General features: G+C 36.6%; 18 protein-coding genes and 1 tRNA gene. All 19 read left to right on the top strand.

The window, feature by feature from the left end; all coding sequences use genetic code 11:
- Positions 1–20: 20 nt before the first annotated feature.
- The 19 genes from ACGHVY_RS18180 (at position 21) to ACGHVY_RS18270 (ending at position 19,591) form a co-directional block, all read left to right on the top strand.
- On the top strand, positions 21–608 hold the full coding sequence (locus ACGHVY_RS18180; protein ID WP_004323046.1) for a tyrosine-type recombinase/integrase: 588 nt from the start codon (positions 21–23) through the stop codon (positions 606–608).
- A 765-nt stretch (positions 609–1,373) separates the two neighbouring features.
- Positions 1,374–1,724, top strand: coding sequence for a hypothetical protein (locus tag ACGHVY_RS18185; RefSeq protein ID WP_149922420.1), 351 nt, complete (start codon positions 1,374–1,376; stop codon positions 1,722–1,724).
- On the top strand, positions 1,721–2,077 hold the full coding sequence (locus ACGHVY_RS18190) for a TerB family tellurite resistance protein (RefSeq protein WP_005681913.1): 357 nt from the start codon (positions 1,721–1,723) through the stop codon (positions 2,075–2,077). The genes ACGHVY_RS18185 and ACGHVY_RS18190 overlap by 4 nt, the downstream gene beginning before the upstream one ends.
- Before the next feature lie 4 nt (positions 2,078–2,081).
- Positions 2,082–2,435 (top strand): hypothetical protein, encoded by a 354-nt coding sequence (locus ACGHVY_RS18195; protein ID WP_005681914.1) that lies wholly within the window; start codon positions 2,082–2,084, stop codon positions 2,433–2,435.
- A gap of 2 nt (positions 2,436–2,437) precedes the next feature.
- Positions 2,438–2,758, top strand: coding sequence for a hypothetical protein (locus tag ACGHVY_RS18200; RefSeq protein ID WP_005681915.1), 321 nt, complete (start codon positions 2,438–2,440; stop codon positions 2,756–2,758).
- The gene (locus ACGHVY_RS18205) at positions 2,736–3,818 is read left to right on the top strand and encodes a penicillin-binding transpeptidase domain-containing protein (RefSeq protein WP_390600970.1); all 1,083 of its coding nucleotides are present in this window, start codon (positions 2,736–2,738) and stop codon (positions 3,816–3,818) included. The genes ACGHVY_RS18200 and ACGHVY_RS18205 overlap by 23 nt, the downstream gene beginning before the upstream one ends.
- A gap of 106 nt (positions 3,819–3,924) precedes the next feature.
- Complete coding sequence (locus tag ACGHVY_RS18210; RefSeq protein ID WP_390600495.1) at positions 3,925–5,907, top strand: glucosaminidase domain-containing protein; 1,983 nt, start codon at positions 3,925–3,927, stop codon at positions 5,905–5,907.
- Positions 5,900–6,067, top strand: coding sequence for a hypothetical protein (locus tag ACGHVY_RS18215; protein WP_390600498.1), 168 nt, complete (start codon positions 5,900–5,902; stop codon positions 6,065–6,067). Before ACGHVY_RS18210 ends, ACGHVY_RS18215 begins: the two co-directional genes overlap by 8 nt.
- A 652-nt stretch (positions 6,068–6,719) precedes the next feature.
- The gene (locus tag ACGHVY_RS18220) at positions 6,720–6,866 is read left to right on the top strand and encodes a hypothetical protein (protein WP_390600500.1); all 147 of its coding nucleotides are present in this window, start codon (positions 6,720–6,722) and stop codon (positions 6,864–6,866) included.
- A gap of 76 nt (positions 6,867–6,942) precedes the next feature.
- Positions 6,943–7,137, top strand: coding sequence for a hypothetical protein (locus ACGHVY_RS18225; protein ID WP_390600501.1), 195 nt, complete (start codon positions 6,943–6,945; stop codon positions 7,135–7,137).
- A gap of 829 nt (positions 7,138–7,966) precedes the next feature.
- Entirely contained in the window at positions 7,967–8,968 is a 1,002-nt protein-coding gene (locus ACGHVY_RS18230; RefSeq protein ID WP_390600503.1) for an ankyrin repeat domain-containing protein, read from the top strand.
- A gap of 326 nt (positions 8,969–9,294) precedes the next feature.
- Positions 9,295–9,382: transfer RNA gene (locus tag ACGHVY_RS18235), tRNA-OTHER, on the top strand.
- Between the two features lie 264 nt (positions 9,383–9,646).
- On the top strand, positions 9,647–10,201 hold the full coding sequence (locus ACGHVY_RS18240; protein WP_390600505.1) for an RNA polymerase sigma-70 factor: 555 nt from the start codon (positions 9,647–9,649) through the stop codon (positions 10,199–10,201).
- A 58-nt stretch (positions 10,202–10,259) separates the two neighbouring features.
- Positions 10,260–11,243, top strand: a complete 984-nt coding sequence (locus ACGHVY_RS18245) for a FecR domain-containing protein (protein ID WP_308746248.1) — start codon at positions 10,260–10,262, stop codon at positions 11,241–11,243.
- 162 nt (positions 11,244–11,405) lie between these two features.
- Positions 11,406–14,735, top strand: a complete 3,330-nt coding sequence (locus tag ACGHVY_RS18250; protein WP_390600508.1) for a TonB-dependent receptor — start codon at positions 11,406–11,408, stop codon at positions 14,733–14,735.
- Positions 14,736–14,750: 15 nt separating this feature from the next.
- Complete coding sequence (locus tag ACGHVY_RS18255; protein WP_308746246.1) at positions 14,751–16,391, top strand: SusD/RagB family nutrient-binding outer membrane lipoprotein; 1,641 nt, start codon at positions 14,751–14,753, stop codon at positions 16,389–16,391.
- Positions 16,392–16,425: 34 nt separating this feature from the next.
- Positions 16,426–17,538 (top strand): glycoside hydrolase family 18, encoded by a 1,113-nt coding sequence (locus ACGHVY_RS18260; RefSeq protein WP_308746245.1) that lies wholly within the window; start codon positions 16,426–16,428, stop codon positions 17,536–17,538.
- A 29-nt stretch (positions 17,539–17,567) separates the two neighbouring features.
- Positions 17,568–18,710, top strand: a complete 1,143-nt coding sequence (locus ACGHVY_RS18265) for a DUF1735 and LamG domain-containing protein (protein WP_390600972.1) — start codon at positions 17,568–17,570, stop codon at positions 18,708–18,710.
- 338 nt (positions 18,711–19,048) lie between these two features.
- The gene (locus ACGHVY_RS18270) at positions 19,049–19,591 is read left to right on the top strand and encodes an RNA polymerase sigma-70 factor (protein WP_308746243.1); all 543 of its coding nucleotides are present in this window, start codon (positions 19,049–19,051) and stop codon (positions 19,589–19,591) included.
- Positions 19,592–19,684: the final 93 nt, after the last annotated feature.

A 19,684-nucleotide genomic window follows, 5' to 3' on the forward strand; every position in this document is an offset into this window, starting at 1 on the left:
TCACTATAAAACAGAACGTTATGTCACTTAAATATTCAAGTACAACAGCAGATTATTTGCAATGGAGCGAAGCGATGAACTTAATAAGAAAGTTGGCAAGAGATAGTAATTATAAGATGTCACTTCTTATCGCTTTGGGTTGCTTCACAGGTCTAAGAATTTCTGATATTCTTGCTTTGAGGTGGAATCAGATACTAGATGCAGAAGAATTTACCATTATAGAGATTAAGACAGGGAAGCAAAGGACAATTAGGATTAATATGCAGCTACAGCAACATATCAGAGATTGTTATGAGCATATAAATCCAGTTGGCATAAATGCGCCTGTATTGATAAGTCAGAAGGGGACAGTGTATACAGTTCAGAGAATCAATGTCATGCTGAAAGAGATTAAGAAGAAGTATAAGTTGCATATAGGCAATTTCAGTTGCCATTCTCTTAGAAAGACTTTTGGCAGACAGGTTTATAATATGAACAGTGATAATTCGGAGCTTGCACTTGTTAAGCTCATGGAGCTATTCAATCATTCCAGTGTATCAATTACTAAAAGATACTTGGGATTGAGACAGGAAGAACTATTAAATACCTATGATTGTCTTAGTTTTTAACACACAGGTTTAGTTATAATACAAACGCTTTTTGTATATTTGTGCCGTTCCAGTAATGGAATAACATATTTATTTAACGAAAGGCGTTTTGCATTATCCTTGTCTCTGAATTTCGCCAAAATTTTACACTACGAGGATATGCACAACGCCCATACTTGGCTATATACCTGTTATTTAACAGAATATCATAGTCTAGGTGTGGGCAACTTGTGTGTATTTGTAGTGTGGGTGTTTGGCGATACCTAGAGACAGATATGCTGATAGTTCCCACACCTTTTTTGTATGTAGAATTGTATCTATTGGGAACTAGGTACAACTAATAATAGACTATGGAACAGGCATATTTACAACTAGCTCCTACCTCTCAAACAGTATGTAGACTGTTAAAATCTTTACTAAATCCAGAGATTAGGCATTTTTATATTAAAATCTTTGGGTAAATAAACTAAGTAATTATTATATTTGTGACAAGATAAAGTATTATAGCAGTCAATTATATGCTATCGGTTCTCTAATACTTTAAATACTATGATTAACTACTTTCTTGGGGAGAATTGGGAAGTATAAATCAATATCTATAAGAAGCAGACATACTACTTATTTACCTATTCAGTTCTATTATCAGATAGTAGAATGAATCCACAGAATTATATTCAACCTTTTAACAAGGATTATTTAGATTATATACCCTTCACTATGAAAGGTTGAATGGGTATATCGTATATGTAAAGTAGAATATATAAACACAATTATAATAGATAGATTATGGGATTATTTGGTAAATCAGAAGAAGAAATACGGATTGAAATCATTCAACGTGAAGTTAGAATTATTAATCCTCTTATAATGAGCTTATTAACAATTGAGGAGAAAGGTAAGTATTATTGCCAGAGTCATACTTCAGAAATCCGTGATATAAATAACAAATTAATGATGCACATGCAAGTAATTCAGGAATATTCAAACAATATGCATCCCTCTAGCTTTGTTAAAATACCAGTACAATGGTCTGACGGAGTGTCAACAGGAAGTATGTTCGATTGGATGACACTTGCAACTACAACCATAAATAATGTAGCAGACCAATTAGAAGAATGGGGGATATATATATTATGAGAACGCAAGGGATAATTGTATTAGGTAAATTGCTTGTCGAGTTGGCAGCAGTTGACGGAAGACCAAATGATAATGAGTTGATGTATATATTTCAACTTATGAATAAACTCTCTATTCCGTTAGAGGAACTACCACAATTGAAGAATATGACCGATACGGAAGTAATAGCAGCTATTAAATCATTAGACGATAGTGTTAAATCGCAACTACCGTTTATGATGTACCATTTGATTAATTCTGACGGTCTTGCTACTCCAGAAGAAATAAGAAGCTTTGAAACAGTAATGCAAGCAATAGGGAGACCGCTCTCTTACGCTTCCTTCCATACTATTGTTAAGAACTCTAATTCGTAAGATTATGATGTATATAAAATTCTCTAGTAAAGATACTACAGCGATTATTAATGCTACAGATAAATTAATAAACTGTAATCCTGTTAAAAGTGTTAAGGTCAAATCAATACCTCCAGAACTAAGGGAACTTTGTAGGATTGTGAGGGGACAGCTAAGGAGTATGGGATATATGGAATATAGAGTGGAATACTTGCGACCGTTAATTGAGGTAATGAACTTATTTGGTTCGTTCTTTAATTTCTCAACTTCTAGTAACATTCAAAGAGCTATATCATTATATCATTCTTATGCTTCTGGTTCCAAGCCTATACGTTATAAGACAGAGCAAGGAGATAGTTTAGTTTATGCTGATGATTGATTATGGGATTCTGGAATGAAATTAAAAGGAATGTGCACATTGCAAAGGAACAAAGGCAATGTGAACTCTTCTTACAACAGATATTAATGATGTTGGAAGATGAAGTTTATGCTAATTTTACGCCTACACAGGGAATGAACTTCTTTAAGGAGCTAAAGATTGCTTATATAAACTACATTAATCGCATACGGATATACAACATTACCTCTTTGACTATCAAAGGTAAGCAGTATGATGTTAAAGAGTATGATATTATTATTAAGGCTAAAATAAGAAGTTTATGTAATAAATATGGAATTAATGATGACATGTTTAAGGAATAGTTCATTATTGTATCTATCATTAGTAATTGGAGTATCTTGCCAATCCAGACAGCAAGTAACAGCACCTATCTCCACTATAGATAGTACATTACAAACTAATGCTACTGCCATATTGGAAAGCAAGTTGTCAGAGATAAATGCCCAATCTGGGCAGGCTATAGTAATGGAAGTTCAATCAGGGCAAATAAAAGCTCTGGTTGGACTTACTAGGAAAGACAGTACGAACTACCAACCATGCGAGAACTTCTCTGTATGGCAGTCTACTGGTCTGATGCACCCAATATCGCTATTGGCAGCTTTAGAAACTGGTAAGGTGAAGTTGAGTGATAAGGTTGATACTGGAAATGGTATCTACCAAGTTCATGGCAGAGAGCTTAAAGACCATAATTGGCATAGAGGTGGATATGGTGAGCTTACAGTACAAGAAGGATTGGCAACTAGTTCCAATATTGCCATTTATAAGACAATGGAGAAAGCATTTGGTAATAATCCCCAATCGTACTTTGATTTACTTGCTAATATGAACTATGGTAAACCAGATAGTATCAATGGAATAGCCAATCTAAATCCTGCATACTTTGTAACTCCTAAAGATAACAATTGGGCTAAGAGTGATTTTGCATGGTCAAGTATTGGATATAATCAACAAATATCACCTATCCAAATACTAACCTTTTATAATGCTATCGCCAATAATGGGAAGATGATACAGCCTCAACTATATAAGGATAGTGTAGTAGTTATTAATCCTCAAATAGCAAGTAGGGCTAGTATTGATAGCTTGAAACTGGCACTAGCATTTAATATTACTGACGGATTATGTCAACCTGCCAAGTCTGATAAGGTACTAGTTGCAGGTATGCAGGGAACTAGTTCATTATCTACTAATGAGGATAGAACTAAGGATATGTATGCGGTAGAGTTCTGTGGTTACTTCCCTACTGATAATCCTAAGTATAGTATCATTGTATCTATTAATAAGGCTGGATTACCTGCAAGTGGTGAACTAATGGCAAGTGATGTATTTAAGAAGATAGTTGGATTACTATTTTCTTATTGAATCATACTCATGCTGTTAATATAATATTCAACCTTTCTTAGTCATATATCTATATATAATACCTTTATGCCGGAAAGGTTGAATATTTATAAATGGCAAACGAGACATGCGTAAGAAGTTCATCAAATCAAGTCGTCCAACCTATAAGAAGCGAATCAAGAAAGCTCAACAAGGAATGAGATTTGTTAGTTATAATCCAGTAAGTAATCCTACAATAGATTACACTGATATTACTAATCCTATTAATCCATTTAGTGAGTATAATTATAATACAACTTACGATAAACCAGAGGCTTTAGTAGTACCAGTAAGAGATACTAATGAACCTGATGTAGTAGCTAATAATCCTACAGTAGAGACAGTAATTAATAAGCCAGTAGCTAGTAAACCTGTTACCAATAAACCTGTTACTGCCAACTCAACTTGGAAGAGTCCATATACTAACAGAAAGCAATGGTCTACAGAACTTATTAATGCCTATAAGAAGGCAGGTATTACTAATGATAATGCAATTAGAATGTTATTAGCACAAGACGCATTAGAATCTAGTTGGGGTAAATCTGCACAAGGTAAGTACAACTTTGGCAATTTAACTACTGGTAGTTCATGGAAAGGTGATTATGTAACTGGTAATGATAAGAATGCTAAAGGTGAAGCTATTAAGCAGAAGTTTAGGTCTTATAATTCTATGGATGAGTATGCAGCAGATAAGATACAATTCTTAAAGAGACTATATGACTTTGATGAGAATGATGATATTAATAAGTTTGTAGCTAAGCTTACTGGTTCTAATAAAGGTAAGAGAAGATATGCAGAAGCTACTAATTATGCTAAAGTACTTACTGGAGTATATAATGGTATTCCTAAAGGTGAGAATGGTATGATTATTAAGTATCAGAATCCACCACATGGTATAGCTAGAAGAGATGCTACTTATGTTGCTCCTAAGATGTATGCTCCACGTCCATATAAGACTAAGGAAGAAGAGATTATAGAACAGAACCGTAATAGCGAGATGATTAGTATTCCAGCTCACAGTACTATTGGTATGGTAGACGGTAAGTTGCAAGTAATAGATACTCCAGCTAGACAAATTACTAATGTGGGAGCAGGTTATCTTAGTGGAACTGACCCTGTTGGGGAATTTGTTGTGGGTAATGTAGTAGCAGGTAAGCCATTAATGTGGTTAGGTAAAGGAGTAAAATATGGTGCGGCTAGAGTGTTTAAGAAAGGAGTTAAGCCATTAGAGAAGGGCCAGTTCATTGATACAGGAACTTCTATGAATGGTGATTTAGACATTAATAAGAACATACAGAATTTCGTAGAGTATCTACTAAATCCTGAAACGCAACAGAGAATCGCTAGTATAGATGCAGAATTAGGGACTAAGTATGGCGAAGCAGCTAAGAGATTTGTCGATAGATATAACAATGGAAACTTAACTGTACTTCCCAGAAATAAGGGAGATGTAGGTTTGGATAATGATATAATAAAGTTCTCTAGGTCTGTCCCTAGTGAGGAAATACTAACTACTAAAGACTTCGATAGAATTGCCTTTGAGATACTTAGGGACGATTTTGCTCATGTACCGGGTCATGAAGCTAAGCATGGAATAGAAACTGTGCAAGCAGCATTATTAAAAGATATGACTCCAACTGAGTATCATCAGTACGCTAAGACTGGAGGACCTAGGCTACAAGCTCTAATGAAGGACAATATAGTATCAGAAGATGAGTTTGTTAAACGGATAATGAAAGAACATCCAGAGTATAACGAAGTAAGTGTTAGAAATAAATATAAATATCTAACTATTCCTTCAGAGTTTAACTCCCAACTACATCCCTTAATAGAGTTTGAACAAAGAGCAGGTAAGTCTGGAGTTCCCAACTTCAAGAGTGTTGATGAGATTGATAGACTTATTAATAATAATCCTTATGTGGGGACTAGTGAGAATAATGGACTTAGAAATCTTAGACTTCTGTTTAATTACATAATTAAAGATAAGAATGAGTTCATGAGAAGATTTAACAAGTATGGATTTGGGGTAGTTCCTGCAACTACTGTTATTAACAATTATGATAATGAGTGATGCATTTGTACCATGGTGGGGTGATAAAGAGGTAGTTACTGAATATGTAGCTCCTGGAATTAGATATATAAGAGATGCCAAGACAGGTGAGCTTTTGGCATTTATAGAGGGAGAGGAAGATGATGATATGCTAGACGAGCAATCTAGTAACAATACTTAACATTCTTACATTAGTTTAATCAGTTGATAATGAGTAAATTTGCATCATGAGAAGAAACAAAAGGGAAGCCCAATTACTGGGTTAGAGTAATCGAACTTCCCCGACATGCGACTATCTACGTGGTAAACTTCTCCAGTGACTACGAACGAATTGGGTTCCCTCATAGCGATAGTAGGAGTGCACGAAGACAATCTTGAGTCTAGATTTGTTCCTTCTCATACATTTTCATTTAACGTTAATAAATACAAATCTTTGTAGATTGTTAATCTCTTTAGATAGGTAATTATCTGATAAAATGAAACTATGATAGTAACGATGCGAATATAAAGATATTTATTGAATTATCAATAGCAAATGATGAATTAATATGACCGAAATGCCAGACAATTATAAACTACAAAGGCTATGGATAGAAGTGACTAAACTAAGGCGAGCACATAGCTATAGTCAAATAAGGACATTATATATAGATTCAATAAAGAGTGGAATACTTAGTCTTGATTGGCCTCCTAGAAACGACTTAGAAAGTGGAGTGTTGTGTAGATTCTTTCTGGCATTTAGAGACGCAGACCTTATAGATAAGGAACGTAATGGTTATCAAAGTGGTCAACTATGATTGGCACTCCGGTAATTTTTAATAAAACTAATGATTATGTTACTAAAGGCACTGAATAGGACATTAGAAGAATATAATATTCCCAAAGAGGAGTTTTGGGAAGACCCTTATGGCTTCATAGATAAGCTTGAAGATGAAGATTTGAAGTTATTATTACTAATGGCAATGGAGCTAGTGGATTAATATGGACAATAAATGGATTAAACAGAAATGCGCTCACTTCACTATGCTACCTTATGGACTAGAAGAGCTAGGTAGTATGATAGAAGTATCTAAATTTAAGAGAGGAGAAGATATTATTACACAATATATGATAGAATCAGACCATTCTTACATATTTGCAGAATTGGATGAGGGAGAGACAACATGGAAATTGCTCTCCCGTATTCCAGATGAGATTATTCGTCAGATTGATTATTTTGCTTGGGAGGAAGAGGGCATAGCCACTCAATAAGAGCATAGAATGGATGTTCTGGTGCTCGTGATTCTTTATATTTCTTGTTACAAGTATCACAGGTTGGGTAAATGTAGACTGTACCAGTCATAGTATCAGTAACATGAGCACCTACAAATTCTCCAATAGGATGATAATCTTTGCAGCAATGACATTTAACGTAGCCAGACTTTGGGACTTCAACTCCTAAAGTCTCACTCCAATATTGTAACCAAGAATCACATGGGGGAGTAGAAGTTGATTCTGGCGTGTGGCAGACCAAAGTCTTAGTAGGGATAATCTTCATAATCTTATAAATTTAATGGTTAATAACCACAAATATACAGATTATTATTAATATAGCAAGTAGATAACTAATCTTAACATGATGTATTAGTCTTGTATGATTAATATCAAATCTAAATATAATAATGAGTAAAATAGTAACACAAGACAAACTGAATGAATTGACTGGAATGTCAATAGATTACGGGAAGGGGGGGATTGTCCGACCTATAAGGAGATACTTTTACATTATTAGTTCTGCGATTATATAATAAAATAAGCCCAACTTAGCTTTCGCTAGGCTGGGTTTTATTAATTATAAAGTATGAGTATTTAATGTGTGCAATTTTACCAAATACAATATTGATAATCTTAATAGATAGAATGACCTGTTTTATTATTCCTGTAAAACTTTCGTATTAGTGTAGTTATCATCGTTATAAATTCTTACACGTAAATATTCTATAATAATAAAGAAGTTGTATATTTGTGCTTAGCATTTCAAATTATGGTTTCCATTAATTTAATGCTATAATTGATAATTAATAAATATAAAGAATAGACCATGAGGTGGGAGTTAGTATTAGAAGACCGACAAAGAAGATTTGAGGAGCTCTTGCAAGATTGTATAAATGGAGATTTGGATAAAATAGCAAGAGCAGATGTCTCACTTATAAATAATGTGAAGAGTTTAATATGTGCTATAGAACACCATAAATATGATGTATTACGGTTGTTATTAAATAAAGGTGCTGACCCCAATTCTAGTTTACACTGGCAACATGACCGTAACCATAAGTTTTATATAGATACAACTCCATTGATAGAGGCAATTAAAATAAGTGATTTAGAATCTATTAAAATATTACTCGATAATGGTGCGGATGTTAATCTTTGTAAGGAAGTAAGGATTGATTATAGAAGGTCAAACTTTGATTGGGAGAGAATTAGGTGGAAAGTACCTTCTGACGATTTATTAATAAAAACAAGAGAGAAGAGAACAGATAATGAGAATCTGTATATTTGGCAATATTATAGGGGAGAGTTAACCAATGTAGCTCCTATACAAATCGCATATAATAATCATGATGATAACATTGTTGATTATTTGTTATCTAGAGGGGCTAAGATGAAGGTTAATATGGGACATCTTGAAATCTTCCCGTTCCCCTTTACTACTTTAGATGAAATGTTGAGACGCTGTAAATTGTATTTCATCAAAGAAGTTGGACTATGTGAAGAGCGATATTTGGCTTTACGTACCCAAGTTAGGGAGTTTGAGAGTACTAAAGAATTATTAAAGGGTTATGAAGTACGAAATGCTGTTCCACATCCGATTAAAATTGTCTCAACAGCAGTACTTCTTCTAGATAATTCTCTTGAATTTAAATCTCAACACATGGCATTATACTCACTATTTATTTTAGAATATTGGAATGAAACAATAAACTCGAAGACCCATATTGCAGCTTATGCAAAGGTTGATGATATTGGATGTTTGATATGTCACCTTGTAAGGGAAGCAGAATATTCGGAATATACGAGGCAATCAATAGGTTTACAATAAGGAAGCTATTTGGGCAATAATCTAGTTGTATTCTATTTGAAAGTTGAATGTTTCTTATATAGCCATAATCAATACTACCTTTTATTGCAGAATATATTTATATAGTACCCCTATCTATGAAAGGTTGAATAGTTGCATTATAAGTATAATTCACTACCTTTGCAGCGTGGGTAAATCCTACAAAGGAGATTATTAATTTATTGGATAACTAATCTTGTTCTACATAGTTGATGTAAACCAATATGTAAACCGGAGTATAGTTAGTGTAGGAGAGATTTATATAGCTCCCATTGTAATGTGTTGATTATTAGAGATATATTGCAATCGTACTCGACCGGCGAAGTTGCCGGCAAGAAGGACTTAAAATCCTTTGGCCATTGCGGCTGTGCGGGTTCAAGTCCCGCTTCGAGTACGAGTATTCTTTAGAGGCTTTATGAATCATCGATTCATGAAGCCTTTTTTTTTAATGAGTGTACTGTATACATTTGATTTGTTTTTTAGGTCTGTGTTGTGTTTGCTTGGAGAAATAAATCAAAATTAAGTGCCGATATATTTTTTATTGTGTTCTTAATCTTTTATTTTGCTTTTAGATTATGACTGATGCTTTAATATTATACTGAATTATTCCTTTATATTGGAATATCTGATTTTATTGTTAACACTGGAAATACTAGAGAGATGGGAAATGACGACAGGCAGATTGAATTAAAATTTCAGAAGTTTTTTACTATCAACTTTCCTAAAGTGAAAAACTTTGCTCAAATGCTTCTTAAGTCAGAAGCGGAAGCGGAAGATGTAGCTCAAGATGTTTTCTGTAAACTCTGGTTGCAGCCTGAAATATGGCTGGATACTGATAAAGACCTGGATAATTACATTTTTATAATGACCAGGAATATTGTTTTGAATATCTTTAAACACCAGCAAATAGAACAGGAATATCAAGATGAGGTTGTCGAAAAAACTTTTCTTTATGAGTTGACAGAGAAAGAAGAGATTTTGGATAATGTATATTATAAGGAAATGCTGATGATTATTCAGCTTACTTTGGAGAAAATGCCGAAGCGTCGGAGGCTGATATTTGAACTTAGTCGTTTCAAGGGGTTGAGTCATAAGGAAATTGCTGATAAACTTGATGTTTCTATTCGTACAATAGAGCATCAGGTCTATTTGGCATTAATTGAATTGAAGAAGATACTTGTCTTATTTATTTTTTTCTCAAATATTTTTAAGTAGTCTGTGTGGGGTAGTTGTATTTAGTATATAAAGCCCAAAAAAGAAAGAAAAAAGGTTTATGAGAAACTATATTCAACAACTTGTAGAGTTATTCGGACACAATGACTATTCAGTCGGTACGCAAAAAAAAGTACAACGATGGCTGGCTGATGAAGAGCATGCTGCTGAAAAGGAAGAGGCACTCCGTATGCTTTGGAAACAGGCGGGTGAACGGGAAGTTCCTGATGGAATGCAGCGGTCGATACGGCATATGCGGCAGAATATAGGAATGCGACCTGTTTCTCATAAAAATTATCGGTTACTTATATGGAGAGCGGCGGCTATTCTCTTATTGGCTGTGTCATCTGTTTCTGTTTATCTGATGCTGGAAAAAGACAGACCTGTAAAAGACTTGGTGGAATGTTATATACCAACGGCAGAGATTCATGAAATTACCTTACCTGACGGTACACATGTCATGCTGAACTCAAAAAGTACCTTATTATATCCGGAACAGTTTGCGGGAGATACTCGAAGTGTATATTTGATTGGCGAGGCTAACTTTAAAGTGAAACCGGATAAAAAACATCCTTTTATTGTAAAGGCGAATGATTATCAGGTCACTGCCTTAGGTACGGAATTCAATGTAAGCGCTTATCCGGAAAGTAACGAGTTGATTGCCACTTTGCTTGAAGGTAGTGTAAAAGTGGAATTCAATAATCTGATATCTAATGTTATTCTAAGGCCTAATGAGCAATTGATATATAACAAACATACGAAAGAACATAACCTGCAATTGCCGGAGATAGATGATGTGACCGCATGGCAGCGTGGAGAATTGGTCTTTAGCAATATGTATTTGGAGGATATTTTCACAAGTCTTGAACGTAAATTCCCTTATGCCTTTGTTTATAGTCTTCATAGTATGAAGCAGAATACCTATAGTTTCCGTTTCCAGAAGCAAGCAAATTTGGAAGAGATTATGGGAATCATATCACAGGTAGTGGGTGATGTAAACTATGTAATCAAAGGAAATAAATGCTATGTAACTAACAAAAAATAAACCAGTTGTAAAACCTATTTAAATTGAAAATACTATGTGAAAAAGTATCCGGAAGGAATGCCCGTTCCTTCCGGATGTGAAATCAAGTTCTCCTTAATATTAGCGTGTATTGACGCTATTCTGAATGATCCTAGAATAATAACCAATTAACTAATACTAAAGATGCTACAAATTTACGAAAAAATAGCAGAACAAATAGCTCATAAGTGGGTCTTTCTCACTTTTTTAAGCCTATTGTTACTAACGTCTACCCTAGCTTTTGCTCAAAGTGGTAATAAAATTACTATTCAGCAGAAGAATATCACTGTTGTTGATGCTCTGAAAACTGTAGAAAAACAGTCAAAAATGTCTATTAACTATAGTGATTCCGAATTAAAAGGAAAAGAGATAGCAAATCTTAATTTGCAGAATGTTTCTGTGCCGGCAGCACTTGATGTAATCTTAAAAGGAACAGGTTTCGCTTATCAAATTCAAGGTAATTATATTATAATTACTGAAAAGAAACCTGCAGTTACACAAACTGTAAAAGAGATTAGAGGAAAAGTCGTTGATGAGAGTGGTGAGCCATTAATTGGAGTAAATGTATCTGTGGAGGGTAGCTCTACGGGGACAATTACAGATTTTGATGGAAACTTCTCCATAAAGGCACCGGATAACTCTCAATTTAAAGTTTCTTATATAGGATATGCTGCTCAGGTCATCCCAGTTTCAAAAAAAGATTTCTATCAAGTTGTCATGAAACAGGATACAGAGGTTTTGGATGAAGTTGTTGTTACGGCATTAGGTATCAAACGTGCGGAAAAGGCACTGTCTTATAGTGTACAACAGATTAAGAGTGATGAATTGACTACTGTGAAAGATGCAAACTTTGTGAACTCTTTAAATGGTAAGATCGCTGGTGTGACCATAAATAAGAGTGCAAGCGGTGCCGGTGGTGCAACACGCGTTGTGATGCGCGGTGCCAAATCTCTTGAAGGGGATAACAATGCTTTATATGTGGTAGATGGTATTCCTTTGTTCAATACAAATATGGGAAATACAGACAGTGGAATTATGGGTGAAGGTAAAGCTGGTACAGAAGGTGTTGCGGACTTTAACCCGGAAGATATTGAAAGCATTTCTGTGTTGAGTGGTCCTTCAGCCGCTGCGTTGTATGGTAGTAGTGCGGCGAACGGGGTCATCCTGATAACAACCAAAAAAGGTAAAGAGGGCAAATTATCCATTCAGTTCTCCTCTTCTACCGAGTTTAGCAAAGCGTACATGACTCCAGAATTTCAAAATACATATGGAAACAAGAAAGATATGTATGAAAGTTGGGGAGAGAAATTGCCAACTCCGTCGAGTTATGACCCTAAGCATGATTTCTTCAATACTGGTACGAATTTCATTAACTCATTAACATTGACTACAGGAACTAAGCAGAATCAGACATTTGCTTCTATCTCATCTACCAATTCCAATGGTATCGTGCCCAATAATACATACGACCGTTTAAACTTCACCATTCGTAACACTTCTACATTCCTGAACGATAAGTTACAACTAGACTTGGGAGCATCGTATGTGAAACAAAAAGATAAGAACATGGTTTCGCAAGGGCAGTATTGGAATCCGGTGATGGCTGCTTATTTGTTTCCACGCGGTGAGAATTTTGAGGATATAAAGAATTTTGAACGCTACGATGAGAGCCGTAATTTACCGGTGCAATACTGGCCTGTAGGTGAGTCTACTTATGCCTCTCAAAATCCTTATTGGACAGCTTATCGTAATGTAGCTACCAATGAAAAGAGTCGTTATATGTTTAATGTGGGATTGACCTATAAAATAACCGATTGGCTGAATGTTGCCGGTCGTTTCAGAATGGATGATACCTATGTAAGTTTTGAACGTAAGATTTACGCTTCTTCCGATCAGAAGTTCGCAGAAGGTAATAAAGGGCATTACGGATACAGTAATTATAATGATCGTCAGGAGTATGCCGACTTTATGCTGAATATCAACAAGCGCATTCAGGATTTCAGTCTTGCTGCCAACCTTGGTTGGAGTTATTCTAATTATTGGGCTTTGGAAAGGGGATACAAGGGTGCCTTACTTAAGCTCCCCAATAAATTTACCACAACTAACATCGATACAAAAAATGGACGTATCTCCGAAAAAGGAGGAGGTGACAGTATGCGTAACCACGCCATCTTTGCCAACGTGGAATTGGGTTGGAAAAGTATGCTTTATTTGACTTTGACCGGACGTAACGAGTGGAACTCCCGTCTGGTAAATACCAATGAGGAATCTTTCTTCTATCCTTCCGTGGGACTATCGGCCATTGTATCTGAAATGGTAAAACTACCTGAATTTATTTCTTACTTAAAAGTACGTGGCTCTGTCACCGGAGTAGGTGCTCCGGTTTCTCGTTCAGGTTTGACTCCGGGTACGGTGACTGATCCGCTTGTGGGTGGTCTTTTGAATCCTACCTATATCTATCCTTTCACCGATTTCAAGGCAGAACGTACTAAATCTTATGAATTTGGTTTGAGCTTGCGTCTGTGGAATAAGTTGAGTGCAGAAGTTACTTACTATCACTCTAATACGAAGAACCAAACATTCTTGGGCGAACTTCCCGAGTATACCGGATACAAGCAAATCTATTTGCAGGCAGGTGATGTAGAGAACCGTGGTTGGGAAGCCTCATTGGGATATAGCGATAAACTTAATAACGGATTGTCTTTCTCTTCTACTTTGATTTTTTCACGTAATGTCAACGAAATCAAAGAAATGGTAACTAATTATGAGACAGGTTTAGAGGGAACTTCACCTATTAATATTCCCGAAGTAGTGAAAGACAAAGGTCGTACGATTTTGAAAGTGGGCGGTAGCATTCATGATATTTATGCCAACACATTCTTTAAGAAAGACAGTCAAGGGTTTGTGGCAGTAGAAAGTGACGGCAAATTTGGTATGGAAAGAGGTGAACCTGTCTATTTGGGCAAAACTTCTCCTGATTTCAATCTTGGTTGGAGCAATGCATTGTCATACAAAGGTTTTGGTCTGAACTTCTTGGTCAACGGACGCTTTGGTGGCGTAGTAACTTCTTCTACCGAAGCTTTGCTTGACCGTTTTGGGGTTTCTAAACGTTCGGCTGAAGCACGGGATGCCAGGGGAGCCTTGATAAAAAATCAAGGTAGAGTAGACGCAAAGGCTTATTATCAAATGATTGGCACAGGAAACTATGAAACTTCCGGTTATTATGTGTACAGTGCTACCAATATTCGTTTGCAAGAGTTATCGCTCAGCTACACTATGCCTAATAAATGGTTTGGTAATGTGCTGAGAGATGTCACGGTTTCGTTCATCGCAAACAATCCTTGGATGTTATACTGTGAGGCTCCGTTTGATCCGGAACTAACACCTTCTACTAGTACTTATGGACAGGGTAACGACTACTTTATGCAGCCAAGTGTGCGTAGCTTTGGTTTTGGCATTAAATTTAAATTATGATAAACCAACTTTATTATGAAAAAGATAAATCAATATAAACTCTTAGTGTGTATATGCTTCTTGTCATTTTTGACGGCATGTGATTATGAAAGAATCAATACGAATCCGTTTGAAATGACTGAAGAAGAAGGACTAATGGATGGTTTTGCTGTGGGTGGTTTGGTCACGGCTATGCAACAAACTGTTTTCCCGGTGGGTACACAAGCCGATGATACAGACATTATTAATCAATATCAGACTGATTATCATCTTTCGGCCGATTGTTGGAGTGGTTTCTTCGGGCAGAATAACTCTACCGGTTGGAATTCTGGTCGTAACAATACAACCTATTTTCTTATTGACAGTTGGATTGCGGGTACTTATACGCGTTCGTATACCAACGCGTTTAATTCTTGGAAAAAATTGAAAGTATTTTCAGAAAAGAATGATGCTCCTGAAATCTATGCGTTGGCACAAATTTTGAAAATCTCGGCTTGGCACAAGACATTGGAGTGTTTCGGACCGATGCCTTATACTCATGCTGCCAATCCGACTATGAATATACCTTTCGATTCGGAGAAGGTGGTATATACTGCTATGTTTCAAGATTTGACCGATGCTATTAACGTACTGACAGAAAAAGCTGTAAACGGTGTAAAAGTGATGGAAGAATACGATGCGGTTTATGCGGGTGACACCAAGAAATGGGTGAAATACGCCAATTCATTGATGCTTCGTTTGGCAATACGCGTTCGCTTTGCCGATGAAGAAATGGCAAAGAAGTATGCTACCCAGGCGGTCGGACATTCTATAGGCGTAATGACTGCAAGGGATGATGAAGCACAAATGAGTGTGGGGGCCGGCATTACTTTCCGTAATAACATTGAATGGTTGTCTGAAACGTACGAGGAATCACGTATGGGATCATCTATGTTCTCTTACTTAGTGGGGTATGATGACCCTCGTTTAGGTGCTTATTTTAAACCTGTAGATGCGGCAAGTACAGTAGGTCAACCTGCTTATGACGGTAAGAAATATCAAGCAGTACCTTCCGGACATACTTTTGCACCGAATGATGTTTATAAATTGTTCTCCAAACCAAAGATTGAAAGTAATACTCCGACTTATTGGTTGCGTGCCTCCGAAGTTTATTTCTTGCGTGCCGAAGCGGCTTTGGTATGGCCTGCCGATTTTGGTAGTGCCGATGCGCTTTATAAACAAGGTATTGAAATGTCGTTTCAGGAAAATGGTATAACGACTTCTGTGGATACTTACATGAACTCTAATAAGGTACCGGTGAAGCATGAATTCACAGGCTCTTATGCTTGTAGTTTCCCTGCTCCTTCTACTGCTACTGCTAAATTTGAAGGTAGCACAGAGCAGAAGTTAGAGAAGATCATGATTCAGAAGTGGATTGCGCTTTTCCCTAATGGTCAGGAAGCTTGGACGGAGTGGAGAAGAACCGGATATCCGAAATTGAATCCTGTAATGGTAAATAATGGTTCGAGTCAAGGTGCAACCAAAGAGAGTGGTGTACGTCGTATGATTTACCCTACAAGTTTTTACCAAACAGAAGATGGACAAGCTATTTACAATGCAGCTTTACTGTTGCTTAATAACGGTCAAGGTGGCGAGGATAAATCTTCAACCCGCTTGTGGTGGGATTGTAAACGATAACCTATAATCACTATTTTGATACAAAATGAAGAATATGAAAACATTAAGAAAATTATTATATCTCCTCCCTTTGGCAGGCTTAATGGTAGCAACTTCCTGCACTGAAGTGGAAAATATAGATATGGAGCACATCGGAGGTAATAACACGATGGGTGATAGTGAATATTATGCCAACTTGCGTGCCTACAAGGCAACTGCTTGGAACTATGGACGTCCCGTTGCTTTCGGATGGTATTCCAACTGGTCTCCTGCCGGAGCTTATCGAAAAGGATATCTGACCTCTATGCCAGATAGCATGGACTTTGTTTCCATGTGGAGCGGTGCTCCCGGACGTTACGATATCACTCCTGAACAGAAAGCAGATAAAGAGTTTGTACAAAAAGTAAAAGGTACTAAGCTATTGCAAGTGAGCCTGCTTTCATATATAGGCAAGGGGGCAACTCCGAATTCGGTATATGCCCCTGTAGAAAAACAGGCGGAGGAAGAAGGTTGGAGTGACTCCAAATTGGAAGAAGCGAAAAAGAAAGCTCGTTGGGAATTTTGGGGATTTGAAGGACAATTCGAAAGTGAAAATCATTATGAATGTTTAGGGAAATTTGCCAAAGCTCTTTGTGATTCTCTGGATGCAAATGAGTGGGATGGTTACGATGTTGACTGGGAAATCGGAAGCGGTGTGTTCGATATGGATGGAACGCTGAGTGCTGATAAACATCTGATTCATTTGATTAAAGAGATGAATAAATACATTGGACCGAAGAGTGACCCTGAAGGTAAAGGACACAAAATGATTTGTATTGATGGTAAAATCTATGGTCTTACCACCGAGTTGGATGAGTATGTCGATTATTGGATTATACAAAGCTATGGCTCTTCCAGACCTAGTCTTGAAGGCTATGGGATAGATCCTAAGAAAATAATCTGCACAGAAAATTTCGAAAAGTATGCTGTCAATGGTGGCCAACTGCTTAACCAAGCTGCTCATATGCCGTCAAAAAGTTATAAAGGTGGAATAGGGGCTTATCGTTTCGATAACGATTATGACAATACTCCCGACTACAAGTGGATGCGTCAAGCCATTCAAATAAATCAGAAGGTTTTCAATGAATGGAAAGCAAACCAGAGCAAAGAAGAAAATAAGTCAGAATAGACGGGTTGGTAAATCAATAAAACGAAAGAATTATGAACAAACATAGATTCAATTATTTGGTGTTAGGAGGCATGGCATTGCTGATGAGCGCTTGCAATAACAGCGAGAGTGACCTGTTAGAGCCTAAACTTTATTTTGAAAATAGGGAATATGTATTCTCGTTAGAAGATGAAAGTGAAGTAAAGACTTTTGATTTATCTTCAAGGCTTTCTTCTAGGGTCTCCTCGCAGGTAGATGTATCGTATATCATAGCCGATCAAAGTGTGTTGGATGAATATAATACGCAGTATGGAACAGCTTATGAAATGTTCGATACATCAAATGTAAAATTAAGCAGTACAACTTCAACTATTCCAAGTGGAAAGTTGTACGCGGAAAACGTGCAGTTGGAACTCTCTAACTTAGAGATGCTTGAGGAAGGGAAATCATATGCCTTGCCAGTGCGTGTGCAGTCGACTTCTATATCGACTCTTCCCGGGACAAGCATTGCTTATTTCATTCTCTCTAAACCTCTAAAGATAACGAAGGTCGGTACATTTAATAGTAATTACATTTCAGTAAAATTCCCGGTTGGAACTTATTTCTCATCATTCACTTATGAAGCATTGGTTTATATCGACAGGTTTGGCGATAATAATACGATTATGGGAACTGAAGGCAAAATGATTCTTCGTATTGGTGACGCAGGAGGAGGAGTAACTCCTAGGGATATTTTGGAAGTAGCAGGAACACAGGGGTATAAAGTCAAGGAGGCATTACAAGCGAAACGTTGGTATCATATCGCTTTGACTTATGATCAGCCTTTAGGAAAAACGGCTATTTATGTCAATGGTTCGAAATGGGCTGGATCAGACTGGGCCATCCCAGGTTTTGATCCGAATTCAGATGTAGGTTTCAACATCGGTAAGATTCCGAGATTCCCATGGGGAGAACGTCCGTTGTATGGTAAAATGTGTGAACTTCGTGTTTGGAGTGTGGCTCGTACGGAAAATCAGCTTAAACAGAATGTACTGGGCGTTGATCCGAAATCGGATGGGTTGGCACTCTATTATAAACTGAATGGATCGGAAGTTGAAGAAGGCGGAGTCATTACAGATGCTACCGGTAAAATAAATGGCACAACTAATGGTATAAGAATTACCACACTGGATACTCCGGTGACTATTGAATAGTGACAAATACAAGTTTGTGAAATATCCATGGAACCCAATCAGTTCATCGGTAAATAAATAGCTGAACTTGAATAGACATGGACTGTTTTGGGGGGAAAAGGTAGAAGGGAAACCTGCGAATCAAGCTAAATGCTTGTTCGTAGGTTTTTCTATATCTCTGATAGCCTTTGCTATATCAAAAAGTTGACTTATCTCAGCATATAAGTTCTGATGAGTTATATTTTTGTAGTTTTGTATAAGAAAGGAGTTTTAGTCATATTTAAATTTTCTCTAAAAAGTTTTCTATTCACATATAAAATATATTCCTTTGCAGCGTTTAATACTAATGGATATACTGAATGGCTCAAATCAACTTCAATTCGATATATACAGCTTATTATAGGAAAGCTTTCCTGTTTACCTTGTCGTATGTCCACAACGACCAGGTTGCAGAGGATATCGTTTCGGAGGCAATCATTCATTTATGGGAATTAAGTAAGGAGCGGGAGATTCCGAGTGTTGAGGCCATATTGATAACTTATATTCGCAGTAAATCACTTAATTATCTGAAACATATACAGGCTCAGGAAAATGTCTACCAAACCTTGCTTGATAAAGGGCAGCGTGAACTGGAGATTCGTATATCGACATTGGAAGCCTGCGACCCTAATGAAATATTATCGGAAGAACTACGGGCAAAAGTAAAAACACTACTGGCTGGTATGCCTGAGAAAACCCGAATTGCTTTCATATACGACCGATTGGACGGTAAATCTCATAAAGAGATAGCCGAAGAATTGGGGATAAGTGTGAAAGGAGTAGAATATCATATTAGTAGGGCGGTTAAAATGTTACGTGACAATCTTAAAGACTACGCTCCATTCTTATTTTTCTTCATTTGAACCGGTGTCATAGGTCTGTTTTTCCACTTTTTTTTGAGTAATAACAAAAAAAATCGCATTTCTTACTAGGGAATATTCTTAGTGGGTGGTATT

Source organism: Bacteroides sp. f07 (genome assembly GCF_042854785.1).
Taxonomy (GTDB): domain Bacteria; phylum Bacteroidota; class Bacteroidia; order Bacteroidales; family Bacteroidaceae; genus Bacteroides.